Origin of the sequence: Embleya sp. NPDC059213 (assembly GCF_042754445.1) — a bacterium.
In the GTDB taxonomy this organism is placed as follows: domain Bacteria; phylum Actinomycetota; class Actinomycetes; order Streptomycetales; family Streptomycetaceae; genus Embleya.
Window position 1 is genome coordinate 1 of the sequence record NZ_JBHZAV010000120.1, and the last position, 22,752, is coordinate 22,752.

A 22,752-nucleotide genomic window follows, 5' to 3' on the forward strand; every position below is an offset into this window, starting at 1 on the left:
GACCCCACATCCACGGGTCCGGCCACCGCTGCGGAAGATGCGTCGCGGTCAGCTCTCCGAGTCCTTCGTGAGCCGAAGCTCCGGTTCCGGGGTCGGGTCGATCGGGTCGACCTCCACCTCGATGCGGACGGATTCCTTGGGCACAGCGTCCGTTGCGGGCTTGGCGCCATTGCCGTTGCCGTTGCCGCCCGCGAGGAGTTGGCGGGCGATGCCCAGGCCCGTGCCGCCCATCGTCAGGGCCTTGGCGAACAGGTCGCCCATGCCGTCGCCGCCGTTGAGCAGGACCATGTGGTCCACGTTGCCGAAGGCCTCGGCGCCGGCCCGGACGATCTCCGGCCAGTTCTCGGCGAGTTGCTGGGCGACGACCGCCTCCTGGTTCTCCGCCAGGGCCGCCGCGCGGGCGGCGATCGCGGCCGCCTCGGCGAGGCCCTTGGCCTTGGCCGCCTCGGCCTGTGCCTTGCCGGTCGCCAGTGTGGCCTCGGCGGCGGCCAGCCCGCGCACCTTGGTCGCCTCCGCGTCGGCGATCGCGGCCAGTTCGGTCTCCCGGGCACTCGCCTCGGCCGCCGAGATCCGCGCGTCGCGTTCGGCCTGGGCCCGGGTGCGGGTCTCGTACGCCTTCGCGTCGGCCGGCTTGCGCACGTCCGCCTGGAGCTGCTGCTCGCGCCGCATGGCCTCCAACTCGGCGACCCGGGTCTCCTGGACCACCACCTCCTGCTTGGCCGCGGCGTCCGCCAGCGGTCCCGCCTGGCGCGAGCGCGCGGTGGCCTCGTCCCGCTCGGCCTGGTAGCCGGCCTGCTGGATCTCGCTGTCCCGGGTGGCCTGGGCCATCCGCGCCTTGGCGTCCTGCTCGGCTTCGGTGGCCTTGCGGGTGGCCAGCGCCTCGGCGATCCGCGCGTCCCGGATCACCGCCGCGGTGTGCGGCGCGGCCATGTTCTTGATGTAGCCGGTCGGATCCTCGATCTCCTGGATCTGCAGGCTGTCCACGATCAGCCCGAGCTTCTCCATGTCCGACCCGGACGCCGCGCGCACGTGCGCGGTGAGCTTCTCCCGGTCACGGATCATGTCCTCGACGGTCAACCCGCCGACGATCGAACGCAGATGACCGGCCAGCACCTTGCGGACCCGGGACTCCATCTGCTTCTGCTGGTCCAGGAAGCGGCGGGCCGCGTTGGCGATCGAGACGTAGTCGTCGCCGATCTTGAAGATCACCACGCTCTGCACCCGCAGCGGGATGCCCTGGGTGGTGACACATTCGACCGAGAGTTCCGCTTCGTTCAGGTCGAGCGAGAGCTTGCGCACCGCCTGCACGAACGGCAGCACCAGGGTGCCGCGCCCGGTGACGATACGAAATCCCATGCCCTCGCCCAGGCCCTCGGTGTGGTGCCGGGAGCCGGAGATGACGAGCGCCTCGTTGGGCTCGGCGACGCGCCACATGAGTTTGAAGACCACGATCAGGACCACGAGCAGACCGAGCACGGCGAGCACGGTATAGAGCACGGAACATTCCCCCTTTGGCCTGTTCCCGGAGTGTCCTCGCCATCGGTGGACCCGCCAAGAGGGAGCTCCCCAGCGGCGTGCCGGCCACCGAAGCGGGAGCCCCCACCGGCGTGAAACACACCGAACCGGGAGCTCCCACAAGGCTGTTCGTCCGTACGGGCCCGCCCCGCGCAGCGTCAGCCGAAGGCCGACGCCACGTACACCGTGCGCGGCGGCAGGTATTCCACGATCACCACCAACGACCCCACCGCGTGTTCCTCGCCGGGCAATGCCGAGTACGCGAGGAAAGCCTCCACCCCACCGCGCACCTCGATCATGACCTCGCCCACCAGCCCGGGACCGATTCCCCCGGTGACCTTCCCGCGTTTGCCGACCATGTCGCCCATTGTGTGGCCCAACCGGATCCCGACGGCGTGATCCGGTCCTCCCGCCCCCGGTGGGCGGGAGGACCGGCGCCGATCGTCGGTCAGCCGAGGAGGGTGGTGCCCTCGTCGGATGCCTCGCGCAGACGCGAGCGCATGAACGGCAGGATGCCCCGGTGCAGGATCGCCCGACGCCATTCCTCGCGCGCCAGATGCATCTCGATCTCGCCGATCGGCCGGGCCCGATTGCGCGCGGCCACCGCCAACATCGCGAGTCCCCCGATCGCCGCCGCCCCGAGCGAGATGCCCACGGCCGCCAGCGAGGCGAGTTGCATCGTGTGCTGCATGGACGAGTCGTCCACCGTGAGCGGCAACAACACGTAGCCCACGATCAGGAAGACGACCGCCGAGATGCCGGCCACGATCACCGCCATCGCGGTGGCGAGCGCGAACCAGCCGAAGCTCTCGCCGACCTCGATCATCGATGCGCCGAAGTCCTGCCGGACTCCCGCCTCGAAACGTTGCTCTGTACGTTCGTAGCGGTCGTACTCGTCGCGTGCCGCGTCCGCGATCGACGGGGTCGCGTCCAACGTGGCCGTCCGCAACTGCTCGACGTTCAGGTTGGGTACCGCCGCAAGACCGGAGAGGGTCTCCTCCAGGTGCAGCGCGTCATCGACGAACTGCTCGTACTGACGGCGGTGCTCGTCACTTCCAAACCAGTGTTGCATCGGATCCCCCGAATGAGGCCGCGCGGGCGTTTCCCGCGTCCGCCGGGCCCGTCAGGGGACCCGTGCAAGCTGTCGGTGGATCAACGACCCGCAAAAGCACCTGACGGTGTCGAGGCGGATACCAGTGATGATAAGGTGCGCCCCCGGCTTTTGGGCAGGGAGTTCCCTACGACTGGGGCTCTTCGCCGAGGTCGCCCAGGTCGTATTCACGACCCTGCGTCTCCTCCAACGCACTGGGCAGCAGGCCCGACGGGGCGCCGGTCAGCGGCAGGCGCGCGACCAGACACGGGCCGCCCAGATAGATGCCGCCGTCCAGGTTGATCACCTGTCCGTCCGCGTACACGCGCGGCTCGACGATCGTCGAGGGGTCCTCGCCCGTCTGGTACGGGATGGGGGTGTGACCGTGCACGATCCGCCGGCCGCCCAACTCGCTGAGCAGGTCGGCCGCCGCGTACGGGCCGACCTCGCCCATGAAGGCGCCGCGCCGGGTCAGGTTGCGGAACAGGTCCCACCACGCGAGCGGGTCCGGCTCGCGCAGTATGTCCGCGACCGCGCCGTCCACCTCCTCGATGGTGTCGCCGTATTCGAGGTAGGCGTTGCTGTCGGAGTGGATCAGCAGGTGTCCGTCGACCACGGCCGCGACCGGCTGCGCGGCCAGCCAGTCGGCCTGTTCCTCGGTGAAGCGGTCCAGGTCGGACTGCATGCCGCCGTTGCGCAGCCAGATCTCGCGGAAGGTGGTCGACCCGCCGGCCACCGGCACCGGGTGGTCGCCGAAACGGAAGACGCCGAGCAGCAGGATCTCGTGGTTGCCGAGCAACATCCGGGTGCTGCCGCCGACCTCGGCCGACTCGCGGGCCAGCGCCATCGCCAGTTCGACCACGCCGATGCCGTCCGGACCACGATCGGTGAAGTCGCCCAGGAACCACAGCCGGGACCGGCCGCCGCACCAGTGCGCGTCCGCGTCGATCAGATCCCGGGCCCGCAGGGCGGCCTTGAGTTCCTCCAGATGACCGTGGACGTCGCCGACCACGTACAGCGGGGCGTCCTGCTCCGCTGCGGCGCCCATCGGGGCCGGTGTAGCCGAGACGTTGCTCACCAGAAGGTTCCTTTCTTCACGATCCGCACCACCGTACGGCGGCGATGCCGACACCCGTCGTGAACCAAGACGCACAACAGCCGGGTTCGGCTGCGGCTCACCCGGTCCGATTCGGATGATTCCTGGACCGTATCTCTCGTGCGGGCACGGCGGAACGGACCACGCTCAATTGTGCGTGCAGCCGCGACGGTCCCACCCGGCGCCCCCGAGCCCGGCCCGGGCGCGCGCCGGTCAGCGTCGAGTGGAGGAATCGCGCACGGACAACCGGGTGGGCACGGTGCGCTGGGCGGGCAGCAGCGGCCCCGCCCCGGCGTCCTCGATCACGCCCACCAGCAGTTCCACCGCCCACGCGCCGGCCAGCGCCGGTTGCAGGCTCAGCGAGGTCACCGACGGATCGGCCCCTTCGCCGCAACAGGCCAACAGCAGGTCGTCGGGCACCCGCAACTCGCGGGCCCGGGCGGCGGCGAGCAGTTCGGCCGCACACCCCTCGTGCAGACCGAACACCGCGTCCGGCGTGCGGTCGAGCAGGCGCGCCGCGGCGGCCCGACCGGCGCCGGGGGTGCGTGCCTCGTACTCCTCGGTGATCGGCGGCACGCCCCGGTCCGCACACCACGCGCGATAGCCGGCGATGCCCTTGCTCGCGCCCGGTCCGTCCGAGGCGGCCAGCAGCCCGATCCGGCCCGCGCCGGCCTGGGCGAGGTGGTCGAGCACACAGCGCACGGCCGCCACGTGGTCGTTGTCCACCCAGCCGTAGACCGGGGTGGAGCCCGGATGTCCGCCGCTGACCACCGGCACGCCGCGGCGCAACAATTCGTGCACGAGCGGATCGTCGTCCGTCGGGTCGACCACGATCGTGCCGTCGAGCGCCACGTTGCCCCACACGTCGTGCGGCGAGGAGGCGGGCAACACCACCAGCGCGTAGCCCAGATCCAGCGCGGTCGCGGTGGCCGAGCGGACCAACTCGGCGAACCAGGCGAATTCGGTCAGGGCGAACGGCTCGGTGGAACGCATCGTCGTGGTCAACCCGAGCAGCCCCGACCGACCGGTGCGCAACGTGCGGGCCGCGGCCGAGGGCCGATAGCCCAGCCGGTCCGCCACCTCGCGCACGTGCAGCCGAGTCGTGTCGGGCAGTCGGCCCTTGCCGTTGAGCGCGTCGGAGACCGTCGTGATCGACACCCCGGCAGCCGCTGCGACGTCCCGGATGCCCACCCGGATCCGCCGCCCCACACGCGGTACATCTGGCGCTGTCATCGTCCCGACAGTAGGCCGAATGCGCCGCCCTGGCCCGGTTCATGTCATTGCTTTACGAAGAAACGTATCGCCCCATACCTACCCCTGAACCTTCGGCGACTTCCTCGTCCGTACCGACGATCCCCTACCGGGCCGGCGGACCATAGAGTGAGACGACCGGGACGTGCGCCCAGGCACCCCGACCAGTATGCGAGGAGGACGGGCGTGACCCAGCACAACGCCCCAGGTACGGACGACAACGGCACGGTGCGGTTCCGCGCGGCCCTGGCCGGAGTCCCGGTCTACAAGGCGGGCCGCCCGCCGGTGGCCGCCGCGGGTCTGCCCGCGTACAAGCTCGCGTCCAACGAGAACCCGTACCCGCCGCTGCCCAGCGTGCACAAGGTGGTGGCCGAGGCGGTCGGTGAGATAAATCGCTACCCGGACCCGGCGAACGCGGAGTTGGCAAGGACGATCGCCGAGCGGTTCGGGGTGCCCGCGTCGCACATCGTGGCGGGCACCGGCTCGGTGACCGTGGCCCAGCAGTTGGTGAACGCGACGGCCGGCGAGGGTGACGAGGTCATCTACGCGTGGCGCTCGTTCGAGGCGTACCCGCTGCTGGTGCTGCTGGCGGGCGCGACGCCGGTGCAGATCCCGCTGCTCGCCGACGAGAGCCACGACCTGGACGCGATGGCCGCCGCGGTCACCGAGCGGACCCGGCTGATCTTCGTGTGCAACCCGAACAACCCCACCGGCACGGTGATCCACCGCGCCGAGCTGGAGCGCTTCCTGGACCGGGTGCCGCGCAACGTGCTGGTCGTACTGGACGAGGCGTACCGCGAGTTCATCCGGGACGAGCAGGTCCCGGACGGCGTGGACATCTACCGGGAGCGGCCCAACGTGGTGGTGCTGCGCACCTTCTCGAAGGCGTACGGCCTGGCCGGTCTGCGGGTGGGCTTCGCCATCGCGCACGAGGCGGTGGCCGACGAACTGCGCAAGACCGGGATGCCGTTCTCGGTGAACCGGCTGGCCCAGGTGGCCGCGATCGCCTCGATCGGCGCCGAGGCCGAACTCCTGGAGCGGGTCGACGCGTTGGTCACCGAGCGGGAGCGGGTGCTGGAGACGCTGATCGGCCAGGGCTGGACGGTCTTCGACTCGCAGGCCAACTTCGTCTGGTTGCGGCTGGGCGAGCGCACCGAGGAGTTCGCCGCGCTGTGCGAGGCGGCCGGGGTCAGCGTCCGGCCGTTCGCGGGTGAGGGATGCCGGATCACCATCGGCGAGACCGAGGCGAACACGATCTTCCTGGAGCAGGCCGCGCGGTTCATGTCGGCCTAGGCCCCGGCGGTCCGGCGGCCCGTCCGACCGCCCGGCGCCGGGCAGGTCCGGCGATCGTCGTCGTTTGGGTCCGTTCGGACCACTTCGAGCCCTCTCGGGTACCCCCCTCAAGGGGTGCCCGAGAGGGCTCGCTAGTGTTTGTGAACGGATGCACAAGCTCGACTTTGTGAACCCATTCACAAAGTATTGCCCGGTTCGATCGCAGATCCATCCCGGTTCATCCGGGTCTGTTCGACGGAGTGTCGGACGGGATCCGCGCCCGCACCGTGTGCACCGTGAACCAAACGTGCGCTCGCGTGCGAGACACGACCGGCGATCAGGAGGAATGAGGGGCCCATGGACCTCGCCGTCGAAACACTCGACGTAGCCCGGTGGCAGTTCGGCATCACGACCGTCTACCACTTCCTCTTCGTCCCGCTCACGATGGGTTTGTCCATCCTGGTCGCGTGCCTGCAGACCGCGTGGGTGCGCACCGGCAAGGAGCACTACCTCCGGGCCACCAAGTTCTGGGGCAAGCTCTTCCTGATCAACTTCGCGCTCGGCCTGGTCACCGGCATCGTGCAGGAGTTCCAGTTCGGGATGAACTGGTCCGACTACTCGCGCTTCGTCGGCGACATCTTCGGTGCCCCGCTCGCCATCGAGGCCCTGGTCGCGTTCTTCCTGGAGTCGACCTTCCTCGGGTTGTGGATCTTCGGTTGGGAGCGACTGCCGAAGAAGATCCACCTGGCCACCATCTGGGCCGCCGCGATCGGCACGATCCTGTCGGCCTACTTCATCCTGGCCGCGAACTCGTGGATGCAGCACCCGGTCGGCTACCGGATAAACCCGGAGACCGGCCGCGCGGAGCTGACCGACTTCGTCGCGGTGCTCACCAACAACACCGCGATCGCCGCCTTCCTGCACATCCTCCCGGCCGCGTTCCTGGTCGCCGGCGGCTTCCTGATCGGGATCAGTTGCTGGCACCTGCGCAAGCGCAACGAGGTTGCGGTGTTCCGCCCGTCGCTGCGGCTGGGTCTGTGGGTCTCGGTGCTGGCGGGCATCGGCCTGGCGCTCACCGGTGACATGCAGGGCAAGCTGATGTACGAACAGCAGCCCATGAAGATGGCCTCGGCCGAGGCACTGTGGGAGACCTCGAAGCCGGCGCCGTTCTCGATCTTCTCCTACGGCGATGTCAACAAGGGCCACAACAAGGTCGCCATCGAGGTCCCCGGCGCGCTGTCCTTCCTGGCCAAGAACGACTTCAACGCCGAGCTGCCCGGGATCAACGACCTCCAGGAACAGTCGGTGGTCAAGTTCGGCCCCGGCGACTACCGGCCCAACATCTTCGTCACCTACTGGTCGTTCCGACTGATGATCGGCGTCGGCATGGTCACCGCGGGCATCGGCCTGGTCGGCCTGTGGTTGACCCGGCGCAAGCGCGATCTCCCGAGCAATCCGTGGGTGTACCGGATCGGCCTGTGGACCATCGCGTTCCCGTTCGCGGCCAACTCGTTCGGCTGGATCTTCACCGAGATGGGCCGCCAGCCGTGGCTGGTGTTCGGCGTGCTCAAGACCGAGGCCGGCGTGTCGCCGAGTGTGTCCACCGGCGAGGTGTTCACCTCGCTGATCGTGTTCACGCTGCTCTACGGCGCGCTCGCGGTGGTCGAACTGGGCCTGATCCGGCGCTACGTCAAGGCCGGCCCCGAGCCGATCAAGGTGCCGGTGGACAAGGACCCCGACGATCCGTCGGGCGGCGAGGACGCCGATCGTCCGCTCGCCTTCGCGTACTAAGGGGAGAGTGACATGGGACTCAACGAATTCTGGTTCCTGCTGATCGCCGTGCTGTGGATCGGCTACTTCTTCCTCGAAGGCTTCGACTTCGGCGTCGGCATCCTGACCAAGGTGCTGGCCCGCAACGAGACCGAGCGCCGGGTGCTGATCAACACCATCGGCCCGGTCTGGGACGGCAACGAGGTGTGGCTGATCACCGCGGGCGGGGCCACCTTCGCGGCCTTCCCCGAGTGGTACGCCACCTTGTTCAGCGGCTTCTACCTGCCGCTGCTGCTGATCCTGGTCGCGCTGATCCTGCGCGGGGTCGCGTTCGAGTACCGGGCCAAGCGCGACGAGGACCGCTGGAAGCGCGGCTGGGAACAGGCGATCTTCTGGGGCTCGCTGGTGCCCGCGTTCCTGTGGGGCGTGGCGTTCGCGAACATCGTCCGCGGGGTGCCGATCGACGCGAACAAGGAGTACGTCGGCGACCTGTTCGACCTGCTCAACCCGTACGCGCTGCTCGGCGGCGTGGTCACCACGGTGCTGTTCACCTTCCACGGTGCGGTGTTCGTCGCGCTCAAGACCGACGGCGACGTCCGGGTCCGGGCCAACGCGCTGGCCGGCCGGCTCGGCCTGGTCACCGCCGCGCTCGCCGCCGCGTTCCTGATCTGGACCCAGGTCCAGCACGGCAACGGCCGCACCCTGGCCGCGCTGATCGTCGCGGTGCTCGCGCTGGTGGCCGCGCTGGCGATGAACCGGATCGGCCGCGAGGGCTGGGCGTTCGCGCTGTCCGGCGTGACAGTGATCGCCGCGGTGGCGATGCTGTTCCTGTCGCTGTTCCCGAACGTGATGCCCTCCAGCCTGGACTCGGCGTGGAACCTGACCATCCACAACGCGTCCTCGACGCCGTACACGCTCAAGATCATGACCTGGGTCGCCGGCTTCATGACCCCGGTGGTGCTGTGCTACCAGGCCTGGACGTACTGGGTGTTCCGCAAGCGGATCAGTACCAGGAGCATCCCGACCAAGCCGGCCTTCGGTGCCGCCGCGGCCGACCTGGTCGGCAAGTAAGCGCACCGACAGCGCGTGGCACCACGTAGGACCGCACCGAAGACGCACCGAGGAAAGAGCGGCTCGTGAAGCCTGTAGACCCGCGCCTGCTGACGCACGCCCGTGCCACCCGGGGCTTTCTGGCCCTGACGGTGCTGCTGGGTACGGCGGGCGCGGGTCTCGTGCTCGTCCAGGCGGGCCTGCTCGCGCGGGTGATCGTGGCGGCCTTCGAGGAGGGCGCCGCCGTCGGCGACCTGTGGCCGGAGCTGGGCCTGCTCGCGGGGGTGATCGCGGCCCGCTCGGCGATCTCCTGGCTCACCGAGGTGATCGCGCACCGCACCTCGGCGGCGGTGAAATCGCAATTGCGGTCGCGACTGCTCGCCCACGTGGTCGAACTCGGCCCGGCCTGGCTGAACAACGAGCGCTCCGGCGAGCTGACCACCCTGGCCACCCGGGGGGTGGACGCGCTCGACGGCTACTTCGCCCGCTACCTGCCGCAACTGGTGCTGTCGGTGACCGTGCCGGTCGCGGTGCTCGCGCGCGTGGTGTTCGGCGACTGGATCTCGGCCGTGACGATCGTGGTCACGCTGCCGCTGATCCCGCTGTTCATGGCGCTGATCGGGATGGCCACCCAGAAGTACATGGACCGGCAGTGGACGGTCCTGAACCGGTTGGCCGGGCATTTCCTGGACGTGGTCGCCGGGCTGCCCACGCTCAAGGTGTTCGGCCGGGCCAAGGCCCAGGCGGCGTCGATTCGCACGATCACCGACGACTACCGCCGGGCCACTCTCAAGACGTTGCGGATCGCGTTCCTGTCCTCGTTCGCGCTGGAGTTGCTCGCCACCATCTCGGTCGCGCTGGTCGCGGTCGGCGTCGGGCTGCGTCTGGTCGACGGCGAGCTGAGCCTGGAGACCGCGCTGGTGGTGCTGATCCTGGCGCCCGAGGCGTATCTGCCGCTGCGTCAGGTCGGCGCCGAGTACCACGCCAGCGTCGAGGGAGTCAGCGCCGCGGACCGGGTGTTCGCGGTCCTGGAGACCACCCCCGACGCACCGGCCGGATCCGCGCCGGTGCCCGACCCGCGTTCGGCCGAGCTGGTGCTGACCGGTCTGGGCGTGCGGCACGAGGGGCGGGCCGACGCGGCGCCCGCCGGGCTGGAGCTGACCGTACGACCGGGCGAGACGATCGCGCTGACCGGGCCGAGCGGGTGCGGCAAGTCCACCGTGCTCGCGGTGCTGCTCGGCTTCACCCGGCCGACGGCGGGTCGGGTCACCGTGGGCGGCGTGGACCTGGCCGAGTTGGACCAGGACGCGTGGCGGGCCCGGATCGCGTGGGTTCCGCAGCGGCCCTACCTGTTCGCCGGCACGATCGGCGCCAACGTGCGGCTGGCCCGCCCGGAGGCCGACGACGCCGAGGTACACGCCGCGCTGGTCGCGGCCGGCGCGGCGGACTTCGTGGCGGCCGCAGGGGGCCTCGACGCGCCGCTCGGCGAGGACGGCGCGGGCCTGTCCGCCGGCCAGCGGCAACGCCTCGCGCTGGCCCGCGCGTTCCTGGCCGACCGGCCGATCCTGCTGCTGGACGAGCCGACCTCGAACCTGGACGGCGACGGCGAGGCGGGCATCGTCGAGGCGGTCCGCCGACTGGCGGTCGGCCGGACGGTCGTGCTGGTCGCCCATCGGCCGGCGCTGCTGCCGTTGGCCGACCGGGTGGTGGCCGTGGGCGCGGGGGCCCCGGCGCAGGCGGCGCCCCAGGGCGCGCACCCGGCGGGCGCGCCCTCGGGGGTGCCCGCGGCCGAGGTCGAGGCCGCCCGGACGGCGGACGACGTCCCGGCCGTCGAGCAGCCCTTCGATGCCCTGCTCGCGGACCCGCCGGTCGCCGCCGGCGCCGGGTCCGGCCGCCGTCTGCTCGCGCTGGCCCGGCCGTTGCGCGGGCGCCTCGCGCTCGCGGTGTTGTGCGGAGCACTCGCGCTGGGCAGCTCGGTCGGTCTGATGGCCACGTCGGCCTGGCTGATCTCGCGCGCGTCGGAGCATCCGCCGGTCCTGACCCTGATGGTCGCGGTCACCGGCGTGCGGGCCTTCGGCGTCTCCCGCGCGGTGTTCCGCTACGCCGAGCGGTTGATCGGGCACGACGCGGCGTTTCGCATCCTGGCCCGGCTGCGGGTGCGGGTGTACGAACGCCTGGAACAACTGGCGCCGGCGGGACTGCCCGCCTTCCGCCGCGGCGACCTGCTCTCCCGACTGGTCGCCGACGTGGACGCGGTACAGGACTTCTTCCTGCGCGCGCTGCTGCCCGCCTGTGTGGCGGCCGTGGTCGGCGTGGGCGCGGTGCTGACCGTCGCCCTGGTACTGCCCGAGGCCGGCGCGGTGTTGCTGCTCGGCCTGCTGGCCGCCGGCGTGCTGGTGCCGTGGTTGGCCGGCCGGGTCGCCCGGCGGGCGGAACGCCGGGTCGCCGCGGTCCGCGGCGAACTCGCCGGCGCCGTGGTCGACCTGCTGCGCGGCACACCCGAACTGATCGCGGCGGGCCGTGCGCCCGCCCGGCTGGCCGAGGTGGACACGGTGGACGCGCGACTGCGCGCGACCGAGGCGGGGCAGGCCCGGGGCGCGGGCGTCGGGGCGGGGCTGGCCGCGCTGGTGTCCGGTGCGACCGTGTGGGCGTCCGCCGTGGTGGGCGTCGCGGCGGTGCACGCCGACCGGTTGAACGGGGTGCTGCTCGCGCTGGTGGTGCTCACCCCGCTCGCCGCGTTCGAGGCCACCGTGGTGTTGCCCGCCGCCGGCCGGCATCTGGAGGGCTCGCGGCGGGCGGCGGCACGGGTGTTCGAGGTGATCGACGCACCCGTGCCGGTGCACGAGCCGACCGCGCCGCGCGCGCTGCCCGCCGGGCCGCGCCCGTTGTCGGTGCGCGACCTGCACGCGCGCTGGACCCCGGACGGCCCGCCCGCGCTGGCCGGCGTCGACCTCGAACTCACCCCGGGCAAGCGGCTCGCGGTGGTCGGCGCGAGCGGGTCGGGCAAGACCACGCTGGCCAACGTGCTGTTGCGCTTCCTGGACCCGGCGACGGGCCGGGTGACCCTGGCCGGCGTACCGATCACCGACCTCGCCGGGGACGACGTACGGCGGGTGATCGGGCTGTGCGCGCAGGACGCGCACGTCTTCGACAGCTCGCTGCGGGAGAACCTGCGGCTGGCCCGCCCGGACTGCGACGAGGACGCGATGCGCGCGGCGCTGGCCCGGGCCCGGCTGCTGGACTGGGTGGACACGTTGCCGCAGGGGCTGGACACGATGGTCGGCGAGCACGGCGCCCGATTGTCCGGCGGCCAGCGGCAGCGGCTCGCGCTGGCCCGCGCGCTGCTCGCCGACTTCGAGATCCTGCTGCTGGACGAGCCCGCCGAACACCTCGATCTGCCCACGGCCGACGCGCTGACGGCCGACCTGCTGGATGCGACCCGGGGCCGGACCACGCTGCTGGTCACCCATCGACTCACCGGGCTGCACGCGGTGGACGAGATCCTCGTGCTGGCCGAGGGACGGGTGTCGCAGCGCGGGACGTGGGAACGGTTGAGCAGCACGCCCGGCCCGTTCCGGGCGCTGCTGGACCGCGAGGACGCGGTGGCGGAGGTCGCGGCGCGGGTGTGAGGCGGGGGCGGGTGCCGGCGCGCGTGCGAGTGCGCGTCCGGGTGCGCGTGCATCTGCGTGTGCGGACCGGCACCCGTGATCCGTGGGCGGGGATCCGTACGCGTGTCCGGGGTGATTTGCCGCTTTCATCAGTATTTGCCGACGTAGGCTGCACCCATGGTGAACGCGACGGGCAACGGCGCCGACGGTGCCGACGAGCCCGACGGGACGGATCGTTTCGGCCGCACGCCCGAAGCGTCCGCCCGCGCCTCGCTCGGCCTGGCCGACCTGGTGGCCGAGGTGGTCGAGCGGCTCGGCTCGGCGGCGGCGGCCGGGGACCGTCTCCAGGGTCTGCTCGAAGCGGTGATCGCGGTCGGCGCCGACCTGGATCTGCACACCACGCTGCGCCGCATCGTCGAGGCCGCGGCCGACCTGGTGGACGCTCGCTACGCCGCGCTCGGGGTGATCGGCAGCGAACACAACCTGTCCGACTTCATCACCGTCGGCATCGCCGCCGAGGACCGCGAGCGGATCGGCGAACTCCCACACGGACGGGGGATCCTGGGCCTGTTGATCGACCACCCCGCACCGTTGCGGCTGGACGACCTGACCCGGCATCCGGCGTCCTACGGCTTCCCGCCGAACCACCCCGCGATGCACTCGTTCCTGGGTGTGCCGATCCGGGTGCGCGACGAGGTGTTCGGCAATCTGTACCTGACCGAGAAGCGCGGCCGGCCGGACTTCGGCGTCGAGGACCAGCAGGTGGTCCGGGCGCTCGCGGCGGCGGCCGGGGTGGCCATCGAGAACGCGCGCCTGTTCGAGAGCGCGGCCCGCCGGGAGAAATGGATCGTGGGCTCGGCGGACGTCACCACGGCCCTGCTGACCGCCCAGGACCCGGACGAGGCGCTGGCCGTGGTGGCGGAACGGGCGCGCAGCCTGGCCGAGGCGGATTTCGCCGCGATGTACCTGCCCCAGCCGGACGGTTCCTACCTGGTCGAGGTCACCTCCGGCGAGGACCTCGCGGGCCTGGGTGGCACGGTGGTCGCCGAGGGCAGCCCGATCGCGGAGGCGATCAACACCGGTCGCAGCATCTTCATCGCGGACATGAGCACCGATCCGAACGTGCTGCTGGACCAGTCCCGTTGCTTCGGACCGGGCCTGTTCGTACCGCTGATCGCCAGCGATCGCATCCTGGGCGCACTCGAGTTGGACAAGCGGATCGGGGCGGTCCCGTTCAACCGGACCGAGCGCTCGATGGCCCAGGCGTTCGGCGGCCAGGCGGCGATCGCGCTGATGCTGGCGAGCGCCCAGCGCGACCGGGAACGACTGGCGGTGTTCGAGGATCGCGACCGGATCGCCCGGGACCTGCACGATCTGGTCATCCAGCGGCTGTTCGCGACCGGGATGATGCTCCAGGGCGCGGCCCGATTGGCGAGGGTGCCGGCCGTGACCGTCAAGATCAACCAGGCCGTGGACGAACTCGACGCGACGATCCGCGAGGTGCGCAGCACCATCTTCGCGTTGCAGAACCCGCCGCGTGAGGGCCCGACCGGGGTCCGGGGTCGGGTGCTGCGCGAGGCGAGCGCGGCGGCCGGCCCGCTCGGCTTCGAGCCGACGGTCACCTTCGCGGGACCGGTGGATTCGAGCGTCTCGGACGAGGTCGCCGAGCAACTCCTGGCCGCACTGCGCGAGGTGCTCTCCAACGCCTCCCGCCACGCGCACGCCTCCAGGGTCGAGGTGAGCCTGGTGGTGGCCGACGGCACGGTCGACCTGACGGTCACCGACGACGGCGTGGGCATCCCGCCGGGCGGTCGGCGCAGCGGCCTGGCCAACCTGGCCGGTCGCGCGGCCGAGTTGGGCGGCCGGGCGTGGTTCGGGCCGGGGCCGCAGGGACACGGGACGACGGTGACCTGGTCGGTGCCGCTCTGAGGCTCCGGTCGCCGGCCGGAGCGGGCTCGCAAGTGCGTGGGCAATCCCTTGACACGCTACTGGTACGCACTTAAGTTAGAGGTCATAACAAACACTAATAGTAATCACATGGAGCCGTGATGAATGCCAGCGCACCCGAGACCGCCACCGCCTCGGCCACCGAAATCGTGTTGCCGGGCATCGTCGAGCCCGCCGGCCTGGAGGTCCGGGTGCGTCCGGCGCCGGAGCCGGCGGCCGGAGAGGTGCTGGTGGCGGTCGAGGCGTCGGGGATCTCCTTCGCCGAGCAGCAGATGCGCCGCGGCAAGTACTACGACCAGCCGGCTTTCCCCTTCGTCCCCGGCTACGACCTCGTCGGCACGGTGGTGCGGGTCGGGCCCGACGGCGATGCCGCGTTGGTCGGCCGCCGGTTCGCGGCGCTGACCAAGGTCGGCGGGTGGGCCAGCCTGGTGGCGCTTCCGGTCGCCGCCCTGGTCGAGGTGCCCGAGGGCATCGACCCGGCCGAGGCGGAGACGGTCGTCGTCAACGGGATCACCGCGTGGCAGATGTTGCATCGCATCGCCCGGGTTCGTCGGGGGCAGACCGTGCTGGTGCACGGCGCCAACGGCGGAGTGGGCTCGACGCTGGTGCAGTTGGCCACCCACGCCGGTGTCCGGGTCATCGGCACCGCCGCGCCGCGCCACCACGACGCGGTGCGCGCCCTGGGCGCGATCCCGCTGGACTACCGGGACGCCGACCTGCCGGCGTCGGTGCGCGCCCTCGCGCCGAACGGCGTCGACGCCGTCTTCGACCACATCGGCGGTGCCGGGATCGCCGACTCGTTCGGGCTGCTCGCCCGCGGCGGCACGCTGGTCTCCTACGGGACGGCGGCCACCAAGAACGAGCCCGGCTCGTCCCGACTGCCCGTGTTCAAGCTGTTGGGCCGCCTCCTGTGGTGGCACCTGCTGCCCAACGGCCGGCGCACGCACTTCTACAACATCTGGGCGGGCAAGCGCCGCCCGGCGAACTTCCGAAACCGCCTGCGCGCCGACCTGACCGAGGTCTTCGCCCTGCTCGACACCGGCGCCATCACCGCCCAGGTGGCGGCCCGCATCCCGCTCGGCCGAGCGGCCGAAGCCCTGGCCCTGGCCGAGTCGGGCACCGTCACCGGCAAGGTCGTCCTGACCTCGGACACCCCCTGATCGGGCTCACCCGACCGAGCGATCGTCCCTTCCTCGTTCAGCGTCTCTTCTCGGCCTTCTGGCGGGCCACGTAGGCCGCGGCCTGGGTGCGGCGTTCCATGCCGAGTTTGGCGAGGAGGCTGGAGACGTAGTTCTTGACGGTCTTCTCGGCCAGGTGCATTTCGGCGCCGATCTGACGGTTGGTCATGCCCTCGCCGATCAGGTCGAGGATGCGGTGTTCCTGGTCGCTCAGGGCCTCCAGGCGGGCGTCGCCGCGCGGGCCGCCGCGCAGGCGTTCCAGGACGCGGGCGGTGGCCGCCGGGTCGAGCAGGGACTTGCCGGCCGCCACGTCGCGGACCGCGCCGACCAGGTCGGAGCCGCGGATGTCCTTGAGCACGTAGCCCGAGGCGCCCGCCATGATCGCGTCGAACAGCGCCTCGTCGTCGGAGAACGAGGTGAGCATCAGGCAGCGCACGTCGGGCAGTCGGGCCCGGATCTCGCGACACACCTCGACCCCGCTGCCGTCCGGCAACCGCACGTCGAGCACCGCGACCTGCGGCCGGGTCGCCGGGATGCGGACCAGCGCCTCCGCCGCGGTGCCGGCCTCGCCGACCACGTCGATGTCGTCCTCCAGGGACAACAACTCGTGGACGCCGCGGCGGACCACTTCGTGGTCGTCGAGGAGAAATACCCGAATACTTCCCTGATCGCTCACTTGTACAGGTTCGCACGCACACCTTCCGACTGCCGGTTGATGCCCACGCGAGAGTCCGGGCGAGTCGGGACGGGTCCGACCCGCGCCCGTTTGTCCGGGAGCAACAAACAGTGCCGCCACGTTCGGGCCGGTCGCCACTACGTGCCGACGGGACTGGTGGGTAACGTTGCGGTGTGCGGTTTCCGAACCGCATGCCTGTGCGCAGGTGCCTCCCGGATTCACCCGGGAATTCCTAGGAAATCCTAGGAAGTACAGCCACCAATCGCCGTGTCTGCACATCAAGGTAGCCGCGCACACCCCGCGCGGAACCGGGCCCGGCGATCCGGACCCGGTCCACGGCGACCCCGCGGACCGGACAGACGGAGGAGAGAACGTGGCAGTGGACAGTACGGACGGAACATTGTTTCCGCCCGATTCCGGAGCCGGTCCGGAACTCATCCAGTTGCTCACCCCCGAGGGCGAGCGGGTCGAGCATCCCGATTACTCGATCGACCTGTCCGATGACGAATACCTGAGTCTGTACCGCGACCTGGTTCTGGTCCGGCGCTTCGACGCCGAGGCCACCGCGTTGCAACGGCAGGGCGAGTTGGGCCTGTGGGCCTCGTTGCTCGGCCAGGAGGCCGCGCAGATCGGGTCCGGACGGGCACTGAGTCCGAACGACTATGTGTTTCCCACGTACCGTGAACACGGCGTCGCCTGGTGTCGCGGCGTGGATCCGTTGAATCTCCTCGGGATGTTCCGCGGCGTCAACCACGGTGGTTGGGATCCGCGCGAGAACAATTTCCAGCTCTACACGATCGTCATCGGGGCGCAGACCCTGCACGGCGTCGGATACGCGATGGGCGTGCAACGCGACGGCAGTGATGCCGCGGTCGTCACGTATTTCGGTGACGGAGCCTCCAGCCAGGGCGATGTCAACGAGGCATTCACCTTCGCCGCGGTGTTCAACGCCCCCGTGGTGTTCTTCTGCCAGAACAATCAGTGGGCCATCTCCGAACCCACCGAACGCCAGATGAAGGTGCCGCTGTATCGGCGGGCCGCCGGATTCGGCTTTCCCGGAGTTCGGGTGGACGGAAACGACGTGCTCGCGTGTCTCGCGGTGACCAGGGCGGCTTTGGCCCGGGCCCGGCGCGGCGAGGGCCCGATGCTGATCGAGGCGTTCACCTACCGAATGGGCGCGCACACCACTTCGGACGACCCGACCCGCTATCGGCTGAATGCCGAACTGGAGGAATGGCGGCTCAAGGACCCGATCGAGCGGCTCAAGTCCTACCTGCACAAGCAGAGCATCGGGACGCCCGAGTTCTTCGCGGCCCTGGAGGCCGAGAGCGAGGAACTGGGCAAGCGCGTACGCAACGGTGTGCGCACGATGCCGGATCCGGATCCGGTGTCGATGTTCGCGCACGTGTACGCCGATGCGCACACGCTGGTGGATCGGGAACGGGCCGAGTTCGAGGCTTATCACGCGTCCTTCGTCGACGCCGGGGAGGACGGGCACTGATGGCTCCCGCACAGTCGACGGGCACGACCCGTCAGATGTCGATGGTGCAGGCGCTCAACACGGGGCTGCGCAAGTCCCTGGAGAGCGACCCCAAGGTGTTGATCATGGGTGAGGACATCGGCAAGCTCGGCGGTGTCTTCCGGGTCACCGACGGTTTGCAGAAGGACTTCGGCGAGGACCGGGTGGTGGACACCCCGCTGGCCGAGTCCGGCATCGTCGGCACCGCGATCGGTCTGGCCCTCGCGGGCTACCGGCCGGTCGTGGAGATCCAGTTCGACGGTTTCGTCTTCCCCGCGTACGACCAGATCGTCACCCAGCTCGCCAAGATGCACGCCCGTTCGCTCGGCTACGTGCGGCTGCCGATCGTGATCCGAATTCCGTTCGGTGGTGGGATCGGCGCGGTCGAGCACCACAGCGAGTCGCCCGAGGCGTACTTCGCGCACACCGCGGGCCTGCGGGTGGTGTCGTGCTCGAACCCGGTGGACGCCTACTGGATGATCCAGCAGGCGATCGCCGCCGACGACCCGGTGATCTTCCTGGAGCCCAAGCGGCGCTACTGGACCAAGGCCGAGGTGGACACCGCCGCGACGCCGGCCCCGCTGTACGGCTCCCGGGTGGTGCGGCCGGGCGACGCCTGCACGGTGGTCGCCTACGGGCCGATGGTGGCGACCTGCCTGGAGGCCGCCGCGGCGGCGGCCGAGGACGGGCGCGAGTTGGAGGTGATCGACCTGCGCTCGTTGTCCCCGCTGGACTTCGACGCGGTCGAGGCGTCGGTCAAGCGCACCGGCCGGCTCGTCGTCGTGCACGAGGCCCCGTCGTTCCTGGGCATCGGCGCGGAGGTCGCGGCGACGATCACCGAGCGCTGCTTCTATCACCTGCAGGCGCCGGTGTTGCGGGTCGGCGGCTATCACACGCCGTATCCGCCGTCCCGGGTCGAGGAGGACTACCTCCCCGACCTGGACCGTGTGCTCGATGCCGTCGACCGCTCCCTGGCCTGGTGAGGAATCCCGTGTCCGAGGTGAAGAAGTTCCTGATGCCCGACGTCGGCGAGGGCCTCGAAGAGGCCGACATCGTCGTCTGGCACGTCAAGGTCGGCGACGAGGTCAGCGACGGCCAGGTCATGGTCGAGGTGGAGACCGCGAAGGCCCTGGTCGAGTTGCCGTGTCCGTTCGACGGGGTGGTGACCGAGCTCCTGGCCGCCGAGGGCGACACGGTCGCGGTCGGCGCGCCGATCATCGCGGTGGCGCCGGCCGGTACGCAGGTGTCCGCCGCGGCCGAATCGACCGGCGCCCGGGACCAGGCCCTCGCGGCGGATTTGGTGCCCGAACCGGCGCCCCGACCCGCGGCGCCCGAGCCGGCGCCGGCCGAAACGGCCGCCGCGGCGGAGAAGAAGGACACCCGCACGGCGGTCCTGGTCGGCTACGGCGTGCGCACCACGACCGGCCGGCGGCGGGCCCGCAGGACGGACGCCCCCGCGCCGGCGGTGCACGCGGCCAACGGCTCGGGTCACGCGGGGCCGCCCACGTCGGGCTCGCCCGCCGGCGGCTCGATCGCGTTGGCCAAGCCGCCGGTCCGCAAGCTGGCCCGGGACCTGGGGGTGGACCTCGCGTCCGTGCGCCCCTCGGGCCCCGGTGGAACGGTCACGCGCGAGGACGTACACGCCGCCGCGCGCCCCGCGCCGGCCGCCACCCCGGCCGCCTTCACGGCGACCGGACCCGGCGAGACCATCGCGGGCGAGCGGCGCATCCCGGTCAAGGGGGTGCGCAAGGCGACCGCGCAGGCCATGGTGGCGAGCGCGTTCTCCGCGCCGCACGTCACCGAGTGGGTGACGGTGGACGTGACCCGTACGGTCAAACTCGTGCGCAAATTGCGCGAGTTGCCCGATTTCGCGGACGTCAAGGTGAGTCCGCTGCTCCTGGTCGCCCGGGCGCTGCTCGTGGCGATCGCCCGACACCCGGAGATCAACGCGTCCTGGGACGAGCCGAACCAGGATATCGTCGTCCGTGATCGCATCAACCTGGGCATCGCCGCGGCGACGCCGCGTGGGTTGCTCGTGCCCAACATCAAGGACGCGGGCAGCAAGAGCCTGATCGCGCTGGCCGGTGCGCTCACCGAGTTGGTGGCCACCGCCCGGGACGGGCGCACCTCGCCCGCCGACATGGCCGGCGGCACGGTGACCATCACCAACGTGGGCGTGTTCGGGGTGGACGGCGGCACGCCGATCCTCAACCCGGGCGAGGCCGCGATCCTGGCGGTGGGCGCGATCCGGGAGCAGCCCTGGGTGCATCGGGGCAAGATCAGGCCCCGGCAGGTGACCACCCTCTCGTTGTCCTTCGACCACCGCATGGTGGACGGCGAGTTGGGCTCGCGCGTGCTGGCCGACGTGGCCCAGATGTTGGAGCGGCCGAAGTTGCTGTTCGTCCGCGGCTGACCTCGGGTCCGCCGCGGCGGGCGGACCGCCCACATACATACGGCCGAGCCCTTTTTCGGGGCCCGGCCGTATGTATGTCCGAGGGCGTCCCCTAATGTGTATGTACTGTGAAACCATCTGCGGACACAGCCCCCTCCCGGCTCGGTGGCAACATCGCCTGGACCATGTGGGCGGTCGCGGCTTCGGTATACGTCGTCGCGGTGTTCCACCGCAGCAGTCTCGGCGTGGCGGGAATCGACGCGCAGGAGCGGTTCGGTGTCTCCGCGTCGCAACTTTCGCTGTTCCCGATGTTGCAACTGCTCGTCTACGCCGGCCTGCAGATACCCGTCGGCGCGTTGACCGACCGGTTCGGCGCCAAGCGGGTGCTCGGCTGCGGCCTGGTGCTGATGACGGCGGGTCAGTTCACCTTCGCGTTCGCCCACGGATTCACCGGTGCCGTGTTCGCCCGGGTGCTGGTCGGCATGGGCGACGCGATGACGTTCGTCAGTGTGCTGCGGGTGGTGTCGGTGTGGTTCCCGACGAACCGGGTCGCCGTGATGACCCAGTTGACCGCGCTGCTCGGGATGGCGGGCAACCTGGCCGGCGCCACGCCGCTGGCCGGCGCGCTGCACGCGTTCGGCTGGAGCCGGACCTTCGCGGTCTCCGCCGGCGTGGGGGTGGTGGTGCTGCTCGTGGTGCTGCTCGTGCTGCGCGACAACCCCGGCGGGACGACCCGGGCGCGGCCGGTCGGCCGCCCGGGCATGTGGTCCCAGGTGCGCGCGGCGTGGGCCGAACCCGGCACCCGGCTCGGCCTGTGGGCGCACTGGGCGTGTGGGTGCCTGCCGCAGGTCTTCCTGATGTTGTGGGGCTTCCCGTTCCTGGTCGAGGGCCAGGGGCTGAGCAAGGGCACCGCGAGCGCGTTGTTGACCGTCGCGATCGTGATCAACATGCTGGCGTGCCTGGTGGTCGGCCCGCTGGTGACCCGCCGGCCGGGCAGCAGGTTGTGGTTGTGCGTGGGGCAGCCGGTGCTGGCCGTGGTGTTGTGGGCGGCCGTGCTGATTCCGGCCGAGCCCTCGCCGCTGTGGTTGCTGGTCGTGCTCGCGCTGGTGATCGGTCCGGGCGGCGCGCTGTCCCTGGTCGGCATGGAGTTCGCCCGGGACGGCAATCCGCCGCAGCGGCTGGGCACGGTGTCGGGCATCGTCAACGTCGGCGGGTTCGCCGCCGCGACCCTGTGCCTGTTCGCGATCGGCCTGGTCCTGGACCTGGTCGAGCCGGGCGGCGGCACCCACGGCCTGAACGCGTACCGCGTGGCGATGGCCGTCCAGGGTGTACCGCTGCTGCTCGGCGTGGTCCAGGTGCTGCGCTACGCCCGCAAGGTCGCCGGGCGAAGCCGCCGGGCCGAGCCGGTGTGCGTGGTGGCGGCGGGGCGCGTGCCGGAGCGGGAGAGCGTTCCCGACGCCGGCTGACGCCCCGCCCCGGCGACTCGCACGGTCAGGGGGTGACGGCCATGTTGTCCAGGATTCGTCGGGCCAGATCGGGGTCGCCCTCGACCTTGACGTCGGCCCTGGTCGCACCGACCCGGCCGCACATCAACCGGACGAACGTCTCCCAGTCGGTGGAGATCAGCACCAGCGGTCCCAGCGGCACTCGCCCGTCCAGCCGCCCCCGGCCGTCCTCGCCGACGGTGACCGTGCGCATGAACTCCACCGGCCCGTTCACGTCGAACACCACCGAGGCGCCGACCGGCGCCTTGGCGTCCTTGGCCACCACCCGGGCCAACCCGGCCAGCAGGAAATCGCGGGTGATCAGCGCGGCGGGCGAGTCGAGATTGCCCGGCACCCCGATCGCGCGCCGCACGTCCTGCTCGTGCACCCACACGTCGAACACCCGCTGGGTGAGCAGGAACCGGTACGGGACGCTGCGGCCCATGATGCCGCGCACCTCGTCCTCCGGCCCCCGGTCGGACTCGTCGAGCATGCGGCGCCGGCGCAGGATCACGTACTCCAGCTCGCCGGTCATCTCCGGCGAGGTGTGACAGCGCCGCACGTCCACGGGTATCTCCGTGTAGCGGCTGAATTCGTCGTGCACGTGCCGCAGATCGCGCGGCAGCGTGTGGATGGGCCGGGGATCGCCGAGCAGTTCCAGCTCGATCCCGATCACGTGCGACACGATGTCGCGGACCGACCAGCCCGGACATTCGGTCGCGCTGCTCCACCGACCCTCGGTCAGGGTGGAGACCAGATCTTTGAGGGAGCGGATGGAGTGCTCCCAGGCGTCGGCGTGCGTTTTCAGGTCGTTGGTCACGAACTACCTCTTGTCGCTGCGTCGCCGGTCGACTGGACGGGTGCGACCGTTGCTTTGACGTGGTCCCGGATCCTGGCAGGCACG

17 protein-coding genes are annotated in these 22,752 nt (G+C 71.0%); 10 read left to right on the plus strand and 7 right to left on the minus strand.

Annotated features, from left to right (window positions below):
• Nucleotides 1-48 precede the first annotated feature (48 nt).
• The 5 genes from ACFXMF_RS33095 to ACFXMF_RS33115 form a co-directional block, all read right to left on the minus strand.
• On the minus strand, nucleotides 49-1,434 hold the full coding sequence (locus ACFXMF_RS33095; RefSeq protein ID WP_360315827.1) for an SPFH domain-containing protein: 1,386 nt from the start codon (nucleotides 1,432-1,434) through the stop codon (nucleotides 49-51).
• A 239-nt stretch (nucleotides 1,435-1,673) separates the two neighbouring features.
• Nucleotides 1,674-1,883, minus strand: coding sequence for a hypothetical protein (locus ACFXMF_RS33100; protein WP_360315824.1), 210 nt, complete (start codon nucleotides 1,881-1,883; stop codon nucleotides 1,674-1,676).
• A gap of 80 nt (nucleotides 1,884-1,963) precedes the next feature.
• The gene (locus ACFXMF_RS33105; protein ID WP_360315722.1) at nucleotides 1,964-2,587 is read right to left on the minus strand and encodes a hypothetical protein; all 624 of its coding nucleotides are present in this window, start codon (nucleotides 2,585-2,587) and stop codon (nucleotides 1,964-1,966) included.
• Nucleotides 2,588-2,753: 166 nt separating this feature from the next.
• Nucleotides 2,754-3,683 (minus strand): metallophosphoesterase family protein, encoded by a 930-nt coding sequence (locus ACFXMF_RS33110; protein ID WP_360315720.1) that lies wholly within the window; start codon nucleotides 3,681-3,683, stop codon nucleotides 2,754-2,756.
• A 231-nt stretch (nucleotides 3,684-3,914) separates the two neighbouring features.
• Complete coding sequence (locus ACFXMF_RS33115) at nucleotides 3,915-4,934, minus strand: LacI family DNA-binding transcriptional regulator (protein WP_360315718.1); 1,020 nt, start codon at nucleotides 4,932-4,934, stop codon at nucleotides 3,915-3,917.
• Nucleotides 4,935-5,180: 246 nt separating this feature from the next.
• Between ACFXMF_RS33115 and hisC the strand changes: the two genes are divergently transcribed.
• The 6 genes from hisC to ACFXMF_RS33145 all read left to right on the plus strand — a co-directional run bounded on the left by hisC (nucleotide 5,181) and on the right by ACFXMF_RS33145 (nucleotide 15,759).
• Nucleotides 5,181-6,245 carry a histidinol-phosphate transaminase gene (hisC, locus tag ACFXMF_RS33120; protein ID WP_379992128.1) on the plus strand — a complete coding sequence of 355 codons (1,065 nt, stop codon included), beginning with the start codon at nucleotides 5,181-5,183 and terminating at the stop codon, nucleotides 6,243-6,245.
• 336 nt (nucleotides 6,246-6,581) lie between these two features.
• Nucleotides 6,582-8,015, plus strand: a complete 1,434-nt coding sequence (locus tag ACFXMF_RS33125; RefSeq protein ID WP_360315714.1) for a cytochrome ubiquinol oxidase subunit I — start codon at nucleotides 6,582-6,584, stop codon at nucleotides 8,013-8,015.
• 12 nt (nucleotides 8,016-8,027) lie between these two features.
• Entirely contained in the window at nucleotides 8,028-9,065 is a 1,038-nt protein-coding gene (gene cydB / locus ACFXMF_RS33130) for a cytochrome d ubiquinol oxidase subunit II (protein ID WP_379992127.1), read from the plus strand.
• A gap of 65 nt (nucleotides 9,066-9,130) precedes the next feature.
• Nucleotides 9,131-12,673: a thiol reductant ABC exporter subunit CydD gene (gene cydD, locus ACFXMF_RS33135; protein ID WP_380020924.1), complete on the plus strand. Its 3,543-nt coding sequence runs from the start codon at nucleotides 9,131-9,133 to the stop codon at nucleotides 12,671-12,673.
• Nucleotides 12,674-12,829: 156 nt separating this feature from the next.
• A complete protein-coding gene (locus tag ACFXMF_RS33140) occupies nucleotides 12,830-14,581 on the plus strand; it encodes a GAF domain-containing protein (protein ID WP_360315708.1) in 1,752 nt (583 codons plus the stop codon).
• Nucleotides 14,582-14,700: 119 nt separating this feature from the next.
• Entirely contained in the window at nucleotides 14,701-15,759 is a 1,059-nt protein-coding gene (locus ACFXMF_RS33145; RefSeq protein ID WP_379990764.1) for a medium chain dehydrogenase/reductase family protein, read from the plus strand.
• Between the two features lie 37 nt (nucleotides 15,760-15,796).
• Here ACFXMF_RS33145 and ACFXMF_RS33150 read toward each other — a convergent pair whose 3' ends face one another.
• Complete coding sequence (locus tag ACFXMF_RS33150) at nucleotides 15,797-16,453, minus strand: response regulator transcription factor (protein WP_360315704.1); 657 nt, start codon at nucleotides 16,451-16,453, stop codon at nucleotides 15,797-15,799.
• A gap of 373 nt (nucleotides 16,454-16,826) precedes the next feature.
• Here ACFXMF_RS33150 and pdhA point away from each other — a divergent pair, with 373 nt between their 5' ends.
• The 4 genes from pdhA to ACFXMF_RS33170 all read left to right on the plus strand — a co-directional run bounded on the left by pdhA (nucleotide 16,827) and on the right by ACFXMF_RS33170 (nucleotide 21,830).
• Nucleotides 16,827-17,954, plus strand: coding sequence for a pyruvate dehydrogenase (acetyl-transferring) E1 component subunit alpha (pdhA, locus tag ACFXMF_RS33155; protein ID WP_360315702.1), 1,128 nt, complete (start codon nucleotides 16,827-16,829; stop codon nucleotides 17,952-17,954).
• A gap of 35 nt (nucleotides 17,955-17,989) precedes the next feature.
• Nucleotides 17,990-18,955 (plus strand): alpha-ketoacid dehydrogenase subunit beta, encoded by a 966-nt coding sequence (locus ACFXMF_RS33160; protein ID WP_379990767.1) that lies wholly within the window; start codon nucleotides 17,990-17,992, stop codon nucleotides 18,953-18,955.
• A 32-nt stretch (nucleotides 18,956-18,987) separates the two neighbouring features.
• Nucleotides 18,988-20,385: a dihydrolipoamide acetyltransferase family protein gene (locus tag ACFXMF_RS33165; protein ID WP_379990766.1), complete on the plus strand. Its 1,398-nt coding sequence runs from the start codon at nucleotides 18,988-18,990 to the stop codon at nucleotides 20,383-20,385.
• A 107-nt stretch (nucleotides 20,386-20,492) separates the two neighbouring features.
• Nucleotides 20,493-21,830 (plus strand): MFS transporter, encoded by a 1,338-nt coding sequence (locus tag ACFXMF_RS33170; protein ID WP_360315698.1) that lies wholly within the window; start codon nucleotides 20,493-20,495, stop codon nucleotides 21,828-21,830.
• Between the two features lie 25 nt (nucleotides 21,831-21,855).
• Here ACFXMF_RS33170 and ACFXMF_RS33175 read toward each other — a convergent pair whose 3' ends face one another.
• A complete protein-coding gene (locus tag ACFXMF_RS33175; RefSeq protein ID WP_360315696.1) occupies nucleotides 21,856-22,668 on the minus strand; it encodes a maleylpyruvate isomerase family mycothiol-dependent enzyme in 813 nt (270 codons plus the stop codon).
• Between the last annotated feature and the right edge of the window lie 84 nt (nucleotides 22,669-22,752).